This is a genomic window from Deinococcus arcticus, assembly GCF_003028415.1.
Classification (GTDB): domain Bacteria; phylum Deinococcota; class Deinococci; order Deinococcales; family Deinococcaceae; genus Deinococcus; species Deinococcus arcticus.
Map to the genome: position 1 here is coordinate 165308 of NZ_PYSV01000004.1, position 17580 is coordinate 182887.

Consider the following 17580-nt stretch of genomic DNA (forward strand, 5'->3'; position numbering starts at 1 on the left):
GTTTTTCTGCCCCTGCCCCCGCCCTGTGCCGCGCCGCGCGGCGTTGTCCCCCTGTCCGGAGCCCACATGAGTCAACCCTTTTCCCCAGAGCCCATCAGCATTGGTATTGATGTCGGCGGCACCAAGATCGCCAGTGGTGTACTGCGCGGCGACGAGCTGCACGACTCCCACGTGGTCCCCACCCCCGAAACCGGCTGGAAGGCCGTACTGGACGCCATTGCTGGTGAAGTCCGCCGTCTGCAGGAGCGCCACCCGGAAGCCCGCCTGATTGGTGTGGGCATTCCCGGGCCCCTGAACGCCGACCGCACCCGTGTCAAATTCGCGCCGAACATCTACGGCTTTACCGACGTGCCGCTGGTGGACGGCCTGCGCGACCGCCTGGGCCAGCGCGCCGTGCTGGAAAACGACGCCAAGGCGGCGGCCCTGGCCGAAGCGCACCTGGGCGCGGCGCGCGGCGCCGAGAGCAGCATCTATGTGACGGTCAGCACGGGCATCGGCTCGGGCATTGTGCTGAACGGGCGCATCTGGCGCGGGCGGCACGGCATTGCCGGCGAGATTGGCCACGTGACCGCGCTGCCCGGCGGCCCGGTCAGCGGCACGGGGCTGGACGGCGCGCTGGAGGCGGTGGCCAGTGGCACCGCCATTGCCCGGGACGCCAGTTACGCCCTGAACCGCGACGTGACCACCGCCGAGGCGTTTGCCCTGGCCCAGCAGGGGCACCCCGGCGCCCGCCGTGTGGTGACCCAGGCGCTGCGCCACATCGGCATGGCCCTGGCCGACCTGCAGAAGATTCTGGACCCCGAGGTGTTCGTGGTGGGCGGCGGCGTGGCCAGTGTGGGCGACTACTTTTTTCATGGCGTGCAGGCCGCCGCCGACGAGTACGCGCAGGGCTTCGCGCCCGTGACCATCCGCCGCGCGCAGCTGGGCGGAAATGCGGGCGTGATCGGCGCGGCGCTGGCGGCGCGGCACGGGTAAGCGCCTACCAGGAGGCCCCGTGAACCCCGACGCCCTGCTCAGCGCGGCTGAAGCCTACGCCCGGCCTTTTTATGCCGAAGCCCACCGCGCTTACCACAACACCGCCCATGTGCAGGCCATGCTGGATGCGCTGGGTTCGCGGGGCGTGCTCTCCCCTGCCCTGGCGCTGGCCGTATGGGGCCACGACCTGATCTACGACCCGCGCGCCGGAGACAACGAGGCCCGCAGCGCCCAGGTGTTCGGGGCGTGGCTGGCCACGCAGGGCGCAGTGCCCGCCCATATGGCCCAGATTCGCGCGCTGATTCTGGCCACCCAGCACACGGCCGCGCCCGCCACGCGCGAGGAGGCCCTGCTGGTGGACGCCGACCTGGGCATTCTGGGCGCCAGCCCCGCCGACTTTGCCGCCTACGACGCGGCCATTCGCCAGGAATACCGTCATGTGCCGGGGCCGCTGTACCGCATCGGCCGCCGCAAGGTGCTGCAGGGGTTCCTGAAGCGCGGGCGCATCTACACCACGCCAGAGTTTGCGGAGCTGGAAGCGCAGGCGCGGGCAAATCTGGCGGTGGCCCTGAGCAAGCTATAATACGGCTTCCGAAAAATTCCGTAACACATTACGGAATTTTTTCGACCGGAGGGACTCGAAGAGCTGCGCAGCAGAGAAGGAACAAATGCGGATTTCCGGGAATTGGAGGAACATCCGGCTCTTTCCTGGATGTTACGGAAATGGACGGAATCCGTATAACGCTCAAAAAACGCCGCCCCACAGAAGGGGCGGCGTCTGGGTACTGGGCTTTTAATCCGCGGCTGAGCCGTGATTGCCCGCTTGAATATTGGCGCGCTGCTGCTCGGCTTTCGCCTCGATCTTCGCCTTGATCTTCTTCTGGGTGTAGCTGGCCTCGCGTTCACGCTGGTCCAGCACACTGCGAATAAAGCGGATGTCATCCTCGATTCCGGGAATGACCACCTGTTCCAGTGCGTTCACGCGGCGGGAAGTCTTTTTGATTTCCTCGCCAATCCGGCGCAGCTTCGTTTCGGTGGCGGCCACCTTCACGATGGCTTCCATCACGCCGCCAAAGTCCGTGGCGGCCTGAATGGTCCGCGCGCCCACGTTGATGGGGCTGAAGTTGGCGCTCTGCGCGCGCTCGGGCACGCTGATGCGCGGCACCTTCACGCCGTACAGGTTCTCAATCTGCATGCTGACGGCGTAATCGCCGCTGCCGGCCAGACTGAGGCTCTCCACGGCTTCCGGGCTGTCCCAGGCTTTGGCCCCGAACAGGCTGGTGTACGCACCCTTGCTGACACCGCTGAGCTGCTCGCGGGCGGCCAGCGCGTCCTTGACCAGCGCAAAGAACTCACCGATCAGGGCGTCGCGCTTGCGCTTGAGCAGGTCCGCGCCGCCAGAGGCTGTTTTCAGGCTGGCCTTGCTGGCCAGCAGCGCGCTGCGGGTGGGGCTGATCTGTCCTGCCATAATTCACCTCCTTCGTCGGTGAATGGTGATGGTTGATGGTCAAAAGTTGACGGAAGTCTTCCATCAACGCTCAACCATCATCCATCAACGTCCTACATCCGGCTGCCCTTCCACATCTCGTCCATCTTGGTGCCGTAGTACTTGTCAATGGCGTCTTTCGAGATACGGGTCAGCTGGCTCTGGGGCAGCTTGGAGAGAATCCCCCAGGCCACGGTCAGGCTGTCTTCGATGCTGCGGTCCTGGTCGCCCTGGCCGATGAAGTAGGTCTCGAAATCATCGGCAAAACGCAGGTACAGCTTGTCAGTCTCGGTCAGCGCGTCCTCACCGGTGATGGCCACCAGCTTGCGCAGGTCCAGGCCGTTGGCGTAGGCGGCGAACAGCTGATCCGAGATGTTCTTGTGGTCGGCGCGGGTCTTGCCCTTGCCGATGCCGTTGCCCTGCAGGCGCGAGAGGCTGGGCAGCGGGTTGATCGGGGGGAATACACCCTTGGAGTTCAGGGTGCGGTCCACCACGATCTGGCCTTCGGTGATGTAACCGGTCAGGTCAGGGATGGGGTGGGTGATGTCGTCGTCGGGCATCGAGAGGATCGGCACCTGGGTGACCGAGCCGGGCTTGCCGTCCACCACACCGGCGCGCTCGTACAGCGACGCCAGGTCGGTGTACATGTAGCCGGGGAAGCCGCGGCGACCGGGGATCTCTTCACGCGCGCCGCCGATTTCACGCAGCGCCTCGCAGTAGTTCGTCAGGTCGGTCAGGATCACCAGCACGTGGTAGCCGTGCTCGAAGGCCAGGTACTCGGCGGTGGTCAGGGCCATGCGGGGGGTCAGCAGACGCTCCACGGCGGGATCGTCGGCCTTGTTCAGGAACAGCACGCTGCGGGCCAGGGCGCCCGTGCGCTCGAATTCCTGCGTAAAGAAGCTGACCTCGCGCTGGGTCAGACCCATCGCCGCGAACACCACGGCGAAGTCGCCTTCGTGGCCGGGCACCTTGGCCTGACGGGCAATCTGGGCGGCCAGCTCGTTGTGCGGCAGACCTGAGCCCGAGAAGATCGGCAGCTTCTGGCCGCGGATCAGGCTGGTCTGCACGTCAATCGTGCTGATGCCGGTCTGAATGAACTCCTCGGGCTTGGCGCGCGCGGCGGGGTTCATGGCCTGACCGTTGATCGAGAGGCGCTGTTCGGCCACCACGGCGGGCAGGCCGTCAATGGGGCGGCCCAGACCGTCGAAGCGGCGGCCGATCATTTCCTTGCTCACGCCCAGGCGGGCCACGTCTTCCACAAGGCTCACGGAGGCGGTGGCGAGGTCCAGACCACGGGTTTCTTCGAACACCTGAATCACGGCGTTCTGGTCGGTCACGCTGATGACCTGACCGCCGCGCGAGCGCCCGGTGGCGTCTTTGATGTTCACGATGGCGCCGTACGCGAGGTCCGAGGCCGCGTTCACGAACAGCAGCGGACCGGAGATGTACGCGACGTCGTTGTATTCCTTCTGGAGAAGGGTCACGCTTTCACTCCCTTGAAGGTGGTGTGCAGCTCGTCCATCACGCCCTCACCGTAGGCGATGAACTCGCTTTCCGGGGTGTAGCGGGCGCGGGCCAGCTTCTCGATAACCGGGTTCTGGATGATCTCGTCGATGGTCGCGCCACTCTTCAGGGCGGCGTCGGCCTCGTCGTAGAACTTCAGGAACATCTTCATCAGGCCGTAGTTCTTGGGCATGGAGGCGCTGGCGTCAACGGGGTCGAAGCCGTTCTGCTGCAGGAAGTCCTGCCTCAGCATGCGGCCCGTCTCGATGATCAGGCGCTCGTTGTCCTGCAGGGCGTCGGGACCGACGAGCTGCACCACTTCCTGAAGGCTGGCTTCCTGCTGGAGCAGGTTGCCGATGCGCTGGCGCAGTTCGGGGAAGTCGGGGCCCACGTTCTCGCGGTACCACTTGTCCAGGATCGGCGTGAACAGGCTGTAGGAGCCGTTCCAGTTGATCGCCGGGAAGTGGCGGCGGCGCGCCAGGCCGGCGTCCAGACGCCAGAAGGCGCCGGTGATTCGCAGGGTGGCCTGGGTCACGGGCTCGGACATGTCGCCGCCGGCCGGGCTCACAGCGCCGATCACGGACACCGCGCCGCCCTCGCCCGCCAGGGTCGTTACGGCCCCGGCGCGCTCGTAGAAGGCCGCCAGCTTGGCGCCCAGGTAGGGCGGGTAGCCTTCTTCGGCGGGCATTTCTTCCAGGCGGGAAGAAATCTCGCGCAGCGCCTCGGCCCAGCGGCTGGTGGAGTCGGCCATCAGCGACACAGAGTAGCCCTGGTCACGGAAGTACTCGGCCAGCGTGATGCCGGTGTACACCGAGGCTTCACGGGCGGCCACCGGCATATTCGAGGTGTTGGCGATCAGGATGGTGCGGTGCATGAGGGGCCCGCCGGTCTTGGGGTCCACCAGTTCGGGGAATTCCACGAGCACGTCGGTCATCTCGTTGCCGCGCTCGCCGCAGCCCACGTACACCACGATGTCGGCGTTGCCGTACTTGGCGACCGACTGCTGGGTCACGGTCTTGCCCGAGCCGAAGGGCCCGGGAATCGCGGCGGCGCCGCCCATCACCAGGGGAAACAGCACGTCCAGAATGCGCATCCCGGTGAGGAACGGCAGGCTGGGGTCCAGCTTCTTGGTCACGGGACGAGGCGCGCGCACGGGCCAGTAGTGCGCGAGGCGCAGCTTGGTGCCGTCTTCCAGTTCTGCGATGGTGTCGTCAATGGTGTATTCACCGGCGTCCGCCACCCAGCGCAGCGCGCCCGCCTTGTCGGGGGGCGTCAGGATCTTGTGGGTGAAAGAGAACTCCGGCACGGTGCCCAGGATGGTGCCGCCCTGCACGCGGTCGCCGGCCTGCACGCTGGGCGTGAAGGCCCACTTCTGGGTGCGGTTCAGGCTGCTCACTTCAATGCCGCGGGCAATAAAGTCGCCCGAGGCTTCGCGAATCTTGTCCAGCGGACGCTGAATGCCGTCATAGATGCCGTTGAGCATCCCTGGCCCCAGTTCCACGCTCAGGGGCAGCCCCGTGGTTTCCACCGGCTCACCCACGGTCAGGCCCGAGGTGTCTTCATACACCTGCACGAAGGCGGTGTTGCCGTCGAGGCGAATGATCTCGCCCACGAGGCGCTCCTTGCCCACGCGCACGATGTCGTACATCTTGGCACCGTACATGCCGTCCGCGATCACGGCCGGCCCGGCGATGCTCTGCACGACGCCCTTTTGCTGTTGCGTCATTTGAATCTCCTTCGGAGAGGGTCTAAGGGTCGAGGGTCCAAGAGTCTAGGGCGGGGGGCGCACACCGTTTGTGGGTTGGCCCTTCGACTTCCAGACCCTTAGACCCTTTGACCTCTTTTACAGTTTGATATCGAACCCAATCGTGTCGCGCACCAGTTTGCCCATGTAGGCCTTGGCGTCCACCGTGTTTGGGTTAAAAGCGTCTTTGAGGCTGGGAATGGGCAGCAGGATCGGCAGGTCACGGCCGCGCATCACGCGGGCTGTGGCGGTCTGCGGATCGGGAATGAGTCCCGTGTCCACGGCCACCAGACCGTACTGGCCTTCCACGATCAGCCGCTCCAGGGCCGCCACGGCGGTCTCAGGGGTGGCCTCCACGACCTCGGCGCCCGCAAGGCGGTAGCCGGTGGCCGTTTCGGCGTCGCTGAGCACTGCCACACGCTGCGTGGTGCCGGTCATGCCTGCACCTCCTTGCGAATCTGCTCGGGGCTCAGGTCATAGAACTTGCCGCGCCCGATCAGGCGGAGCTTGGCAATTTCAATTTCCTTGCGCCGCAGGAAGTCCAGAATCAGGCCCACGCCCTCGGGGTCGCCGGCCGCAATGTTGCGGGTGGCGCTGTCCAGGGCGCGGCGGGCCGCCACCTCGGCGTCTTCCAGGCTGGGGGCGTCCAGAACGGCCGCCACGTCACCCAGTCCACTCGCGTCGCCGCCCGCCAGACGGGCGTACCCGGCGGCGTCCAGCTTGCCGCCCTGCACGAACAGCGCGGGGTTCATGGGCTGGCCCGCCCCCGCGCGCGCAATCAGGGCGTTGGTGATGTCAATCTCGCGGCTGAGGTAGCGGCGCAGGCTGGTGTTGCGCGCCACGCTCAGGGCGTGGCGGTAGTAGCCCTGATCCAGCGCCACTTCCAGGTCCAGCAGGCGGCCACTGGCCTGGTAGGCGTTGGCGCCGGCGCGCAGCGCGCCCGCCAGCGGGTGGCCGCTCAGGGCAATCGCGGCGGCCGCGCTTTGCAGGTCGGTGCTGGCGGCGGCGGTCTGCAGCGCGCTGGGTTTCAGGGTGCCGCCGGGAATCAGGTTGCTCAGCACCGCGTCGGCGCCGCGTCCGGACACCACGCCGCGCGCCACGGTCTTGAGGTTCACCAGATCCCACTTCATCAGCAGGGCCTGAATCTCGCGCTTGGCGTCGCCGTCGGCAAAGCCCAGCACCTTGCGGGTGGTGTCGAACAGGTTGCGGCTCAGGGCCTGGTCCAGTTCGGCCAGTCCGGCGCTCTCGCCGGTGGTTTCGCGCAGGTTCGCCGCGAGGTTCGTTTCGGTCAGAACCCGCAGGAACTCCTGGTAACTGCCCGCCGCGAGCGCCGAGTCAAGCGAGCGTCCGTCGAGCAGTTTGGTCCGCATGACGCGGACGCGCGTGTTGATGTAAGCGTAGTCGTCGGGCATGGGGAACCTTATTCCGCGAGCAGGCGGCTGATCTGGGGCGCCAGCTCACCGCGCACGCGCTCCAGGCGGCCCAGCAGCGTGTTCTGCACACTGGACTTGCCGTCTGCACCCACGAGGCGCACACCGGTCCGGATCTGCTCGTTGGCGCGCACTTCCAGGCTGCGGCCCAGCTGCGAGAGGGCCTGGTGTACGGCGCCGTGTTCAGCCGTCGCGGCTTCCACCACGCGGGCGCCGGGCAGCACAGTCAGGGCCTCTTCCAGCAAGCGCACCAGGATCATCGGGTACTCGGGCGACTGCGCGGCGCCCTGCAGGTACCCTTCAGAGGTCGCAAACGCCTGGGCCTGCAGCGAGTCCGACGCCGAGAGGCGCTGGGCATTGCTGTCCAGGTCGGCGGCGCTGCGGGCGCGCACCAGTTCGGCCTGCCGGGCACTGTCCAGCTGCCGGGTGCGCGACTCGATCAGCGTGCGGGCCCGTTCCTGGGCCTGGGCGACGATCTCCTCGGCGCGGGCCTGGGCCTGGGCGCGGATCTGCTCGATCTCCTGCTGGGTCTCGTTTTCGAGAAGCTTGTCGAGGGCCATATCAGTTCAGGATGAACAGCGCCAGGAAGCCGAAGATCACCAGGGTTTCGGGCAGCAGGAAGTACAGCAGCAGGCTACCGGCCTTGCTGGGGTCCTCGGCCACGGCGCCGACCAGGCTCGAGCCGATGCGGGCCTGGGCGATGCCGGTGCCGATGGCGCCCAGGCCCAGGGCCAGACCGGCGCCCACGGCGCGCAGACCACGGTACAGTTCGTCGGTGGCGGCGTTGGTGCCTTCCTGGGCGTAGCCGGTGCTGGCGAGGGCGAAGACGAGGGACGCGAGGACGATCTTGTTGTACTTGGTCATGGTGAACACTCCTGTGGTTATTTGACCTGCCCCTGCGCGGGGCTGAGGCGACGAAGGGGGTTATAGCGGGGGCTGGAATCGGCGTTGAAGCCGGTGGGGTTCAGGAACTCGACCATGTGCAGACGCAGCGGCTGCAGCACGTGGCCAATCAGGGTCAGGGCCAGCACCAGGAAGTGCAGCACCAGGCCCAGCACAATGCCAATGATGATGCCCAGGAAGCCGATGTTCTCGGCCAGGCTCCAGCCCAGATCGGTGCAGAGCTTGGCCAGAATGGCCGACACCAGACCCACAGCGAAGATACGGGCGTAGCTCACCACGGCCCCGCCCTGCGACAGCAGTTCGATGGGCAGCAGCGGGAAGTGCTTGATGACGCGCAGCCAGCCAATCACGAAGGCGGCAAAGCCCAGGTACATCAGCAGAATGCGGGGATCAGAGAAGTTGGTAAAGGCGCCGAAGTCCTTGCCGGCGCGGGTGGCGAAGGCCATCATGACCAGGCCAAACACGCCGCCGAACAGGGCGATGCCTTCCCAGGTGTGCAGGGGATCTTTGTGCTTGAGGCCCTGCTGAATCCGGATGCCCCAGCCCCACAGCACCTGCAGGATGCCGAAGAGCAGCGCGAACACCAGCGCCACGTTGCTGAAGTAATCGGTTTCCAGGCGGGGGAAGAGAATCGGGAACACATGGAAGAGGGTCTTGTGGGCCTCGGCTTCTTCGGGGTAGCGAATGCCGGTCCAGCCCCAGAGGTTATTGAGCAGTTCCGGGTTGATGTAGAACACGCCTAAGTGTTCCAGGAACGTGCCGAAGAACTCGCCGGTCAGGAAGCCCCACAGGATGGTCCAGGCAGCCATGACGTTGGTCACGTAGCCCAGGTCGCGCACGGTGGCGGGCGGCACATAGGCGCCGAAGAAGCTGAGGTTCCAGCCCTCGTTTCTCCTGGCCTTGCCCAGCAGCCACATCCCGAAGGCCAGGAACAGCAGCCCGTAGCCGATGTCCGCCATGATGATGCCGAAGAACAGCGGAAAGAACAGCGCCACGACCCAGGTGGGGTCGAAGGTGCCGTACTTGGGCGGGGTCATCAGGCCCATCACGGTCTGGAAGGGTTTGACGTAGCTGTTGTTCTTCAGCTCCACCGGCACGAGGTCGTCGTGGTGGTCGTCTACGGGGTGAACCTCGTAGCTGACCCCGGTGCCAAACGGAGCCAGGGCCCGTTCCAGCGCGCCCAGACGGTCGGCAGGCACGTAGCCCTGCAGCGCGAGGCTGTACTTGCCCCGGGCCGACACGGCGCGCACGTCGTGAACGGCCACGCGGTCTTTCAGGGCGTCGCGCAGGGCGAACAGCACCGGCGCGTGCGCCTGGGCCAGCCGCTCGCGCTCGGCGGTCAGTTCACCCTGACGGCCGGTGCCGGTGCGCGCAATGCGCTCCATCTCGGCCGCCGCGTCGCTCAGCGGCATGCCGTCAAAGCGGCCGGGCAGGCGCAGTTCGCCCAGGCGGGCCCGTGACAGGGCCGCGCGGGCCGCGTCCCGCTCGCTGCGGCGCACGGCCACCAGGCCCACGCCCTTGCGGTCCTCGGCCTCCACGGCCAGGGCGTAGCGGTCACCCAGCTCGGTTTGCAGGGCCGCGTCCAGCTCGGCAAGGTTGTCGGTGGGCTGAAGCATGAAGGGCAGAACGGTCAGGCGGCGGCTGCGGTCCAGGCCACCGGCCAGGCGGGTCAGGATGCGCACGGCGTCGCCGTACACCTGCTCGGCGTCCAGGTCGGCCTGCAGTTCCTGCCGGGCGCGGGCCAGCGTGGCCACCGGCTGCGCCGCCGCCTCAATCAGCTCGGCCCACTGCGCCTGCGCGGGCAGGGGCGCGGGCGCGGGGCGGTAGCTGCCCAGCTCGGCCAGGGTGCTTTCCACTCGTGCCAGCAGGCGCTCGTCTTCACGGCGGCTCTGGGCATCGGCACCCACGAGGTTGCCGGTGCTCAGAGGCCCGCCCGTGATGGGCTTGAGGTGCAGCACTCCCGCGTCTTGCAGCGCCGCAATGACCGCTTCACTGCCGCGCTTGCGGGTGGCGATCACAACCTGCTGCATGGGGATGATCACGGAAGCACCGCCCGCATGATGGTGTCCACGGCCTGCCCCAGCTTGGCCTCGGCGCGCGCGCGAGTGTCCTGCGCCTGCGCCTGGGCAGAGGTGGCGGCCTGCTCGCGGATCTGCTGCACTTCACCGGCCAGCGCCTGCTCGTGCTCGGCCTGCATGGCCTTGACCTGAGCTTCTGCGTCCCGGAGGATGCTCGCCGCCTGCGCCTCGGCAGCGGCCACAGTCTGCTGCGCCTGCACGCGGGCGGCTTCCACCTGCGCGTCCAGCGCGGCCTCGCGGCTCGCCAGCTCACTTAAGACTCGACTTGAGACGTCCAAAACTCACTCCTCCTTTCCCTTCGTGACTCAAGCACCCCGGTCAAGCGCCCCATGAACGTCATGGGGTGTGGCGGGGGTGCGGTGAGTTTTTCGGTGGCCCGACCCTGTTAAGCGTTGTGTCAGACTCGGGGCCCATCGTAACACAGCCCCCGAACTCCCCCGACAGGTCAAGCGTCCCTGAGCGGCCTTCACAGCACAGGGCTGGCCCCCCGGGGATGCGGTCGGGGGGCCAGCGGACGTGGAGGGGCAGAGGGGAGGGAGAAGGAGGCGGGGGAAAAGGCTGGAGCGCCAAGAGCGCCGAGCCGGTGGGGAGTGACGGCGTGGGCGCCTTGAGGGCTGGACCCCTCGCTGTCCTGGCACTCGGCGGGGGAGCGCCCTGGGCGGCTCCCCCGCCCGCCTTCCCTCAGTCGCCGCCCACGAACACGGGGGCGCCCAGGCCGGTTTCGTTGTCGGCGTAGCCCTGCTCGCTGTGGGCGCTGACGTCCATGCCGGCAATTTCCTGGCTGACAGGCACCCGCAGGGGCGTCAAGAGCGACACGAGCTTGAGCAGAACAAAGGAGCCCAGGCCGGTGTAGGCCACGGCCGCCACCACACCGATCAGCTGAATCACCAGTTGCTCGCCGACCGGCTTGCCGCTGCCGGTCGTCCAGGCCAGGGCGCCGGTGAGCAGCGCGCCCACGATGCCGGCCACGCCATGGCAGGCAAAGACGTCCAGGGCGTCGTCGGCTTTCAGGCGGGTCTTGAGCTGCACAGCGCCGAAGCTGGCCGCCGCACCCAGCGCACCCACCACCACCGAGGCTGCGGGGCTGACAAAGGCGCAGGCCGGGGTAATGGCCACCAGGCCCACGACCAGCCCGGTGGCCGCGCCCACGGCGGTGGGTTTACCGGTGCGTACGCTTTCCAGACCCAGCCACGTCAGCATGGCGGCGGCCGGGGCGATCAGGGTGGTGATGAAGGCCAGGGCGGCCGTCTGGTTGGCGGCCAGCGCCGAGCCCGCGTTAAAGCCCATCCAGCCGAACCACAGCAGGCCCGCGCCCAGCAGCACGAAAGGCACGTTGTGCGGCACATGGGCGGTGCGGGGAAAGCCCAGGCGGCTGCCCAGCACGGCGGCGGCCACCAGCCCACTTACCCCGGCCGCAATGTGAATGACGGTGCCGCCCGCAAAGTCCAGGGCGCCCAGCTTGAACAGCCAGCCGTCGGCGCTCCAGACCCAGTGGGCCAGCGGCGCGTAGATCAGCAGGCTCCACAGCGCCCCGAACAGCACGAAGGCGCCAAAGCGCATGCGCTCAATCACGGCCCCGCTGATCAGCGCCACGGCGATGATGGCGAACATGGCCTGAAACGCCGCAAAGACATAGGTGGGGATGGTGCCGGTGAGGCCGCCCGCCAGCCCGTCCAGGCCCAGGTGCACCAGCGAGCCCACCAGGGCGTTGCCGCCCGCCCCAAAGGCCAGCGAGTACCCCACCAGCAGCCACAGCACCGCCACGAGGCCAATCGAGACCACACTCATCATCATGGTGTTCAGCACGCTCTGGGTGCGGCTGAGCCCGCCATAGAAAAAGGCCAGCCCCGGGGTCATGAGCAGCACCAGGGCCGAGGCCACCAGCATCCAGGCGGTGTCGCCGGTGTCCAGCTTGGGGGCCCCGGTCTGGGCCAGGGCCGCGCCGCTCAGCAGCACGGTCAGGGGCAAGAGGGTCTTGAGCATAGGGTTCCTCCGGTGGGGGTCCGCGTCAAACGGGCGTGAGCTTGGTTTCGGTGACCGGCGTCAGGGCGGCGGTGTCGCGCTCGCCGGTGCGGATGCGGTAGACCTGCTCCAGCGGCTGCACGAAGATCTTTCCGTCACCCACCTCGCCGGTGCGCGCGCCCTTGCAGATGGCGTCAATGGCCACCTGCACAAAGGGCTCGCTGAGGGCCATGCGGATTTCCACCTTGTCGCGGAACTCCACCATCACCCGGGTGCCCCGGTAGTGCTCCACGATTTCCTGCTCGCCGCCGTGGCCGCTCACCCGTGAGAGTGTGATGCCGCTGATGCCGGCCTGAAACAGCGCCTCCTTGACCTGCTGCACCCGTTCGGGCCGCACCACTGCCGTGACCAGTTTCATGGCGTCTCCTTTTTTTCTGCCAAAGTGCAGCGTTCGCATCCCTGCATACCGTCAGCTTAGGGATCAATTTGCCAGATGTCAGAATAAGTCTGGACATTTGTCCATAATTTCTATAACAGATTGCAGAGAACAGGCAGAAAAACAGAAGAGCGACTCCTGGCAGGCTCAGGGTGCCGGGCCAATACACGCCAATACATACCGAGGGGAGAAGCCACGCGGACCTCTCCCCTCTTCACCCCTGTGCCCTTCAGATCAGTCGGCGTGTGCGCCAGCGGGTCCAGAAGCGGTAGCCCACCACCGCCAGCGCGGCCAGCAGCAGCGCCGCCAGCAGCGGCACGAACACGGCCAGCGCACTCATGAGCAGGCTGGTGAAGTCCTCGATGCCACTGACCACCGGGTTGCCCAGGCCAGCGGTGGTGGCAGTGGCCACCGGGCGCGCCGCCGTGCGGGTGGCGTGGACCCCGCCCGCCACCAGCACGCCCAGCGCGAGGCTGAGGGCCGGGGGAATGTCGGCCACGCCGGTCTGGGCGGCAAAGAGAATGGCGCCCGCCGCCGTGTTCACCACGCCGCCCAGCAGGTGCAGCGCGTGGTCCACCCCGGGAATCTTGTCACCCACGAAGTCCAGTGCGCCCAGCACCCCGATTCCCAGCAGCACCCAGGGGTTCGAGAGCAGGTCGTAGGGGGAATTCAGATTGAGCACGCCAAAGCGGTCCAGCAGCCCCACCAGCAGCAGCGGAATATAGGCGTTCAGGCCTGCCGCCCCCGACAGGCCCAGCGAGGAGAGCAGCCCTGAGAGCAGTTCCATGCGCCCATTACGCGCGCCGGGCCGGCCCCGTTACCAGAGCCGGCCCGTTGCGGGAACCTTGTGGGTTTTCAGAGCAAGAAACTTATTGCAGGTACGCCAGCAGCAGGCTCAGGCCCGCGCGCAGGTCGTCCACCTGCACAGCCTCCACCACCGTATGGATATACCGCGTGGGCAGGCTGAGGGTCACGCTGGGTACGCCCCCTCTGCTGCGCTGAATAGCCGCGCCGTCGGTGCCGCCCAGGGGCAGCACTTCCAGCTGGGCGGGAATGCCACGCTCCTGCGCCAGATCCCAGAACTCGTCCACCAGGGCGCGGTGGGAAATCATGGTGGAGTCGAAGACCTTGATGCCGATGCCCTCGCCCATGCGGGTCACGGCTTCTTCAGGCGCCACGCCGGGCGTATCCACCGCCAGGGTCACGTCCAGGCCAATGCCCACGGTGGGTTGCACGCCGTAGGCCGCCGTGATAGCCCCGCGCAGGCCCACCTCTTCCTGGGTGCTGAACACGGCGATGACCTCATGGCGGGGCGCCGTGTCCTTCAGCGCGCGCAGGGTTTCGAGCAGCAGGAACACGCTGGCGCGGTCGTCCATGGCCTTGCCGCAGATCAGGTTGCCAACCCGGCGGGCGGTCTGGTCCAGGGTGACCATGTCGCCCACCCGCACCTGCGCCCTCACATCCTCGGCGCCCAGGCCCAGGTCAATGAAGAATTCGCGGACCTCGGGAATCTTCTTGCGCTCCTCTGGGCTGGCGATGTGCACCGGCTTGCCGCCCGGGGTCAGCAGGCCGGGCAGGGTGCCGCTCCGGGTATGCACTGTGACGTTACGGGCGAAGAGGTTGCGGGTGTCAAACCCCCCCAGCGCCTGCACGCGCACAAAGCCCCGGTCGTCAATGAAGCGCACCAGAAAGCCGATCTCGTCCATGTGGGCCGCGATCATCACGCGCTCCACCCGGTCATCCTTCTTCGCCTTTCGGGCGGCGCGGCGGGCAATCACGTTGCCCAGGGCGTCCACCCGCACCTCGTCGGCCAGGCCCTGCAGTTCACGCAGCACGAAGTCACGCACGGCGTCTTCCTGGCCGGGAACACCGGGCAGATCGGACAAGTGCAGCAGCAGGTCCAGCCGCAGCTCCGGGGGGGTGGCCTGGGGTGCGGGCAGGGCGGGAAGCTCAGCCTTCTTCTTGGTTTTCGGCACGGCCCTCAGTATGCGCCGCTGGAGCGGGGGCCAGGGCTGCTGCGGGGGGTGCCGGGGGCCGGGGGCGCAGGTCCGTGCTGTTGAACTGTCCCTGTGCTTCGGACAGCCCGGCCACGGCCCAGACCCCCACGGCGTCCGCGCCCAGGCGCACGAGTTCGGCCACGGTCGCCGCTTCCTCATCCCGCCACTTGCTCAGCACCCAGTCGCTCACCGCCCAGCCGCCCGGCGGGCGGTTGATGCCGATTTTCAGGCGGGGGAAAGCCTCTTGGCCCAGCAGGCGGATGATGTCGCGCACCCCGTTCTGGCCCCCGTGGCGCCCGCCCATGCGGAATTTCAGCAGGCCAAAGGGGCTGTCGAGGTCGTCCTGCACCACCAGCAGGTCCTCGCCCTCCAGCTTGTAAAACGACAGCAGCGGCACCACCGCCTTGCCCGAGGCGTTCATGAAGGTCTGCGGCTTGAGCAGCAGCACCTTTTCGCCCGGGGCCGCGCCCAGCCGGACCTCGGCCACCTCGGCGTCTTTGCCCTCTTTGCGCCACGTCGCCCCGGCGCGGCGGGCCAGTTCGTCCACCACCAGCCAGCCCACGTTGTGCCGGGTCTGGGCATACCCGGCGCCTGGGTTGCCCAGGCCCACCACCAGCTTCAAGACAGCCCCCTCAAGCCTCGTGGCCGGAGAGCAGTTCGCGCCACTTGCTTTCGGTCTCGCGCACGCGGGCGTCTCCCCGGGCGCGGGCATAGCCGGCCCGGAACTCGGCAAAGCGGGTGTCGGTGTCGGCAAACAGCAGGCCCAGGGCCTGGCGCACGTCCTGCAGGTTGCGCCCGGTGAGGGGGCGGTCCTTGGCGTCCAGCACCTCGTCCAGCGTGGCCATCAGGCCAGACAGGGGCCGCAGCCACTGAAACTGCGGGTGGTTCATGACCAGGGAATACAGCTCGAAGGGGCCCCCCACCGGGCCGTGGATAAATTCATATTCGCCCTTGGCCACGTCCAGCAGGGCCGAGTGAAAGTGCCGCAGCGCCGGAGCCAGGGCCGAAAGTTTCGCGCGAACCGCAGCGTCTGTCATGGGGCCAGGGTAGCAAGGGCGCCAGAGGTTCAGGGGGAGCGCCGCACGTCACGACCGGCCTCCCTACCAGCCCCAGGTGCCCGGGCCGCCCTTGAAGGGCCCCACCACGTCGGGTGTGATCCAGCCGCCGTAGAAGTCGCCCGGCTGGGGCAGGGCGCGCACACCGTCCACGCGGCACTCGTCCATGCGCCCGGCATAGACCGCCACCGCGCCGGCCAGGGCGGCAAAGGCGGGGGTGGGGGTTTCGTAACTCCAGCCGGCGGCGGCCTCCGTGCGGGCCCCGGCGCGCAGGGTCCAGTACGACGCCTCGCCCTTCCACTCGCACACGCTGCGGCCCGGCGCGGGCGAGAGCACTCCGGGCACAAACGCCGCGCGCGGCAGGTAATAGGTGGGCGGGTGGCTGGTTTCCAGCACGCGAAAACCCTGCGTGGTGTCGGCCACCAGCACGCCGCCCAGCCAGATTTGCACTCGGCGCGGCGTGCGTTCCAGCCGGGGCGGGCGCGGGTAGGCCCAGACACTTTCCTGGCCAGGGCCAGCGGGCAGGGGGCGCGGCGGCATGAGGAGAGGGTGGCGCAAAAGAAGCGGGTCTGCCGTCAGAGGGACTACGGTCACTGGGCAAGGGGCCGGGCGGCCCAGCGCCCAGCGCTCAGCCCGCGCGGTCGTTCATGCCCTCCCGTGCCTGCTGCTGGCCCCCGGCGTACAGCGCGCCAGTCAACGGCTCTACCGCCCTGCCCTGCTGCTCCAGCTCAGGGCGGACCTTGACCCACCGCAACAGCAGCCAGACGGGGGCGCCAATCAGAACGACCAGGATGAGGAAGGTGGACATGGGCCAGCGTAACACTGAAACCCCTGGCGGCGTGGCCCCGCCGAAAAAGCCCACGCGCTACGCTGAGCCATGAACCGCGCCGACGCACCCCTGAGCCTGGACACCGCGATCAATCTGGCCGACCTGGAAACGCTGGGCCGTGCGGCGCTGGACCAGAACGCGCTGGAATATTACGCCAGCGGCGCCAACGACGAGCACACCCTGCGCGGGAACCGCGCGGCCTACGCCCGGCTGCGGCTGCGCCCGCGCGTGCTGGTGGATGTGGACACGGTGGACCCCTCAACCCAGGTGCTGGGGCTGGGGCTGCGCAGCCCGATTGGCATTGCGCCCAGCGCCTTTCACGGCCTGGCCCACCCGGACGCCGAAACCGCCACGGCGCGCGCGGCGGCCCACGCGGGCAGCGTGATGACCCTCAGCACCTTTTCCAACACGCCGCTGGAAGAGGTGGGGGCGGCGGCGGGCGGGCGGCTGTGGTTTCAGCTGTATCTGTGCCGCGACCGGGCGCTTAGTCAAAGCATGATCCAGCGGGCCGAGGCCAGCGGCGCGCGGGCGCTGGTGTTTACCGCCGACGCGCCGTATCTGGGCCGCCGCGAGGCCAACGAGCGCCACCGCTTTGCCCTGCCGCCGCACCTGCACGCGCCCAACGTGGGCCCCCGCGAATGGCTGGCCGGGGTGGAAACCGACACCGGCTCGCAGCTGGCGAACTACTTTGCCCATCTGGTGGACAAGACCTTTACCTGGGCCGACCTGGCGTGGCTGCGCGACCAGACCCGGCTGCCCATTGTGCTCAAAGGCATTCTGACCGCCGAGGACGCCGCCCTGGCCGCTGAACACGGCGCGCACGTGTGGGTCAGCAACCACGGCGGGCGCCAGCTGGACACCGCCGTGAGCAGCCTGGAGGTTCTGCCCGAAATCGTGGACGCGGTGGCCGGGCGCACCGAGATCTATCTGGACGGCGGCGTGACCCGGGGCACCGATGTCCTGAAGGCGGTGGCCCTGGGGGCCCGTGCGGTCTTTCTGGGCCGCGCGGCGCTGTGGGGACTGGCTGCCGGGGGCGAGGCGGGGGTGAGGCGCACCCTGGACCTGCTGCACGAGGAATTCCGGCTGGCGCTGGCCCTGTGCGGCAAACCCAGTGTGGCGGCCCTGGGCCCAGAGGTGGTGCGCGGATTGCCGGCCGCTTGACCAAAGTCATGGCCGGGCGCG

Annotated in this window: 20 protein-coding genes; 3 read left to right on the top strand and 17 right to left on the bottom strand. The window is 68.0% G+C overall.

The window, feature by feature from the left end:
- Nucleotides 1-66 precede the first annotated feature (66 nt).
- A complete protein-coding gene (locus tag C8263_RS05915) occupies nt 67-975 on the top strand; it encodes an ROK family protein (protein WP_107137192.1) in 909 nt (302 codons plus the stop codon).
- A gap of 19 nt (nt 976-994) precedes the next feature.
- Nucleotides 995-1558, top strand: coding sequence for an HD domain-containing protein (locus C8263_RS05920; RefSeq protein ID WP_199188322.1), 564 nt, complete (start codon nt 995-997; stop codon nt 1556-1558).
- A 210-nt stretch (nt 1559-1768) separates the two neighbouring features.
- Here the strand turns inward: C8263_RS05920 and C8263_RS05925 are convergent, their stop codons facing one another.
- From C8263_RS05925 to C8263_RS06005, 17 genes are all read right to left on the bottom strand, one after another.
- Entirely contained in the window at nt 1769-2443 is a 675-nt protein-coding gene (locus tag C8263_RS05925; protein ID WP_107137193.1) for a V-type ATP synthase subunit D, read from the bottom strand.
- Nucleotides 2444-2535: 92 nt separating this feature from the next.
- Nucleotides 2536-3945, bottom strand: coding sequence for a V-type ATP synthase subunit B (locus C8263_RS05930; RefSeq protein ID WP_107137194.1), 1410 nt, complete (start codon nt 3943-3945; stop codon nt 2536-2538).
- Nucleotides 3942-5690 (bottom strand): V-type ATP synthase subunit A, encoded by a 1749-nt coding sequence (locus C8263_RS05935; protein WP_107137195.1) that lies wholly within the window; start codon nt 5688-5690, stop codon nt 3942-3944. The genes C8263_RS05930 and C8263_RS05935 overlap by 4 nt, the downstream gene beginning before the upstream one ends.
- Nucleotides 5691-5807: 117 nt before the next feature.
- Nucleotides 5808-6146, bottom strand: coding sequence for a V-type ATP synthase subunit F (locus tag C8263_RS05940; RefSeq protein WP_107137196.1), 339 nt, complete (start codon nt 6144-6146; stop codon nt 5808-5810).
- Nucleotides 6143-7120 carry a V0D/AC39 family V-type ATPase subunit gene (locus C8263_RS05945; protein ID WP_107137197.1) on the bottom strand — a complete coding sequence of 326 codons (978 nt, stop codon included), beginning with the start codon at nt 7118-7120 and terminating at the stop codon, nt 6143-6145. The genes C8263_RS05940 and C8263_RS05945 overlap by 4 nt, the downstream gene beginning before the upstream one ends.
- Before the next feature lie 8 nt (nt 7121-7128).
- A complete protein-coding gene (locus C8263_RS05950; RefSeq protein WP_107137198.1) occupies nt 7129-7698 on the bottom strand; it encodes a V-type ATP synthase subunit E in 570 nt (189 codons plus the stop codon).
- A gap of 1 nt (nt 7699) precedes the next feature.
- Nucleotides 7700-8002, bottom strand: coding sequence for an ATP synthase subunit C-like protein (locus C8263_RS05955; RefSeq protein ID WP_107137199.1), 303 nt, complete (start codon nt 8000-8002; stop codon nt 7700-7702).
- Nucleotides 8003-8019: 17 nt separating this feature from the next.
- The gene (locus tag C8263_RS05960; RefSeq protein ID WP_107137200.1) at nt 8020-10083 is read right to left on the bottom strand and encodes a V-type ATP synthase subunit I; all 2064 of its coding nucleotides are present in this window, start codon (nt 10081-10083) and stop codon (nt 8020-8022) included.
- Nucleotides 10080-10397: a V-type ATPase subunit subunit G family protein gene (locus tag C8263_RS05965; protein WP_107137201.1), complete on the bottom strand. Its 318-nt coding sequence runs from the start codon at nt 10395-10397 to the stop codon at nt 10080-10082. Before C8263_RS05965 ends, C8263_RS05960 begins: the two co-directional genes overlap by 4 nt.
- A gap of 403 nt (nt 10398-10800) precedes the next feature.
- Entirely contained in the window at nt 10801-12102 is a 1302-nt protein-coding gene (locus C8263_RS05970) for an ammonium transporter (RefSeq protein WP_107137202.1), read from the bottom strand.
- Between the two features lie 25 nt (nt 12103-12127).
- Nucleotides 12128-12499, bottom strand: a complete 372-nt coding sequence (locus C8263_RS05975; RefSeq protein ID WP_199188323.1) for a P-II family nitrogen regulator — start codon at nt 12497-12499, stop codon at nt 12128-12130.
- Between the two features lie 247 nt (nt 12500-12746).
- Nucleotides 12747-13304, bottom strand: coding sequence for a DUF4126 domain-containing protein (locus tag C8263_RS05980; RefSeq protein WP_107137203.1), 558 nt, complete (start codon nt 13302-13304; stop codon nt 12747-12749).
- 82 nt (nt 13305-13386) lie between these two features.
- Nucleotides 13387-14493 (bottom strand): M42 family metallopeptidase, encoded by a 1107-nt coding sequence (locus C8263_RS05985; protein WP_233218669.1) that lies wholly within the window; start codon nt 14491-14493, stop codon nt 13387-13389.
- Entirely contained in the window at nt 14468-15136 is a 669-nt protein-coding gene (gene pth, locus C8263_RS05990) for an aminoacyl-tRNA hydrolase (protein WP_107137204.1), read from the bottom strand. The genes C8263_RS05985 and pth overlap by 26 nt, the downstream gene beginning before the upstream one ends.
- A gap of 10 nt (nt 15137-15146) precedes the next feature.
- Nucleotides 15147-15551, bottom strand: coding sequence for a hypothetical protein (locus C8263_RS05995; RefSeq protein WP_107137205.1), 405 nt, complete (start codon nt 15549-15551; stop codon nt 15147-15149).
- Between the two features lie 63 nt (nt 15552-15614).
- Nucleotides 15615-16109 (bottom strand): DUF427 domain-containing protein, encoded by a 495-nt coding sequence (locus C8263_RS06000; protein ID WP_107137206.1) that lies wholly within the window; start codon nt 16107-16109, stop codon nt 15615-15617.
- An 88-nt stretch (nt 16110-16197) separates the two neighbouring features.
- Complete coding sequence (locus tag C8263_RS06005; RefSeq protein ID WP_107137207.1) at nt 16198-16377, bottom strand: hypothetical protein; 180 nt, start codon at nt 16375-16377, stop codon at nt 16198-16200.
- 69 nt (nt 16378-16446) lie between these two features.
- Between C8263_RS06005 and C8263_RS06010 the strand changes: the two genes are divergently transcribed.
- Nucleotides 16447-17559, top strand: a complete 1113-nt coding sequence (locus C8263_RS06010; protein WP_107137208.1) for an alpha-hydroxy acid oxidase — start codon at nt 16447-16449, stop codon at nt 17557-17559.
- Nucleotides 17560-17580: the final 21 nt, after the last annotated feature.

What these genes read in the sequence shown, in the direction of transcription:
- C8263_RS05935 (WP_107137195.1), bottom strand. Translation starts at nt 5,690, where the DNA reads ATGACGCAACAGCAAAAGGGCGTCGTGCAGAGCATCGCCGGGCCGGCC.
- C8263_RS05980 (WP_107137203.1), bottom strand. Translation starts at nt 13,304, where the DNA reads ATGGAACTGCTCTCAGGGCTGCTCTCCTCGCTGGGCCTGTCGGGGGCG.
- C8263_RS05950 (WP_107137198.1), bottom strand. Translation starts at nt 7,698, where the DNA reads ATGGCCCTCGACAAGCTTCTCGAAAACGAGACCCAGCAGGAGATCGAG.
- C8263_RS06000 (WP_107137206.1), bottom strand. Translation starts at nt 16,109, where the DNA reads ATGCCGCCGCGCCCCCTGCCCGCTGGCCCTGGCCAGGAAAGTGTCTGG.
- C8263_RS05975 (WP_199188323.1), bottom strand. Translation starts at nt 12,499, where the DNA reads ATGAAACTGGTCACGGCAGTGGTGCGGCCCGAACGGGTGCAGCAGGTC.
- C8263_RS05940 (WP_107137196.1), bottom strand. Translation starts at nt 6,146, where the DNA reads ATGACCGGCACCACGCAGCGTGTGGCAGTGCTCAGCGACGCCGAAACG.
- C8263_RS06010 (WP_107137208.1), top strand. Translation starts at nt 16,447, where the DNA reads ATGAACCGCGCCGACGCACCCCTGAGCCTGGACACCGCGATCAATCTG.
- C8263_RS05970 (WP_107137202.1), bottom strand. Translation starts at nt 12,102, where the DNA reads ATGCTCAAGACCCTCTTGCCCCTGACCGTGCTGCTGAGCGGCGCGGCC.
- C8263_RS05915 (WP_107137192.1), top strand. Translation starts at nt 67, where the DNA reads ATGAGTCAACCCTTTTCCCCAGAGCCCATCAGCATTGGTATTGATGTC.
- C8263_RS05955 (WP_107137199.1), bottom strand. Translation starts at nt 8,002, where the DNA reads ATGACCAAGTACAACAAGATCGTCCTCGCGTCCCTCGTCTTCGCCCTC.
- C8263_RS05925 (WP_107137193.1), bottom strand. Translation starts at nt 2,443, where the DNA reads ATGGCAGGACAGATCAGCCCCACCCGCAGCGCGCTGCTGGCCAGCAAG.
- C8263_RS05995 (WP_107137205.1), bottom strand. Translation starts at nt 15,551, where the DNA reads ATGACAGACGCTGCGGTTCGCGCGAAACTTTCGGCCCTGGCTCCGGCG.
- C8263_RS05945 (WP_107137197.1), bottom strand. Translation starts at nt 7,120, where the DNA reads ATGCCCGACGACTACGCTTACATCAACACGCGCGTCCGCGTCATGCGG.
- C8263_RS06005 (WP_107137207.1), bottom strand. Translation starts at nt 16,377, where the DNA reads ATGTCCACCTTCCTCATCCTGGTCGTTCTGATTGGCGCCCCCGTCTGG.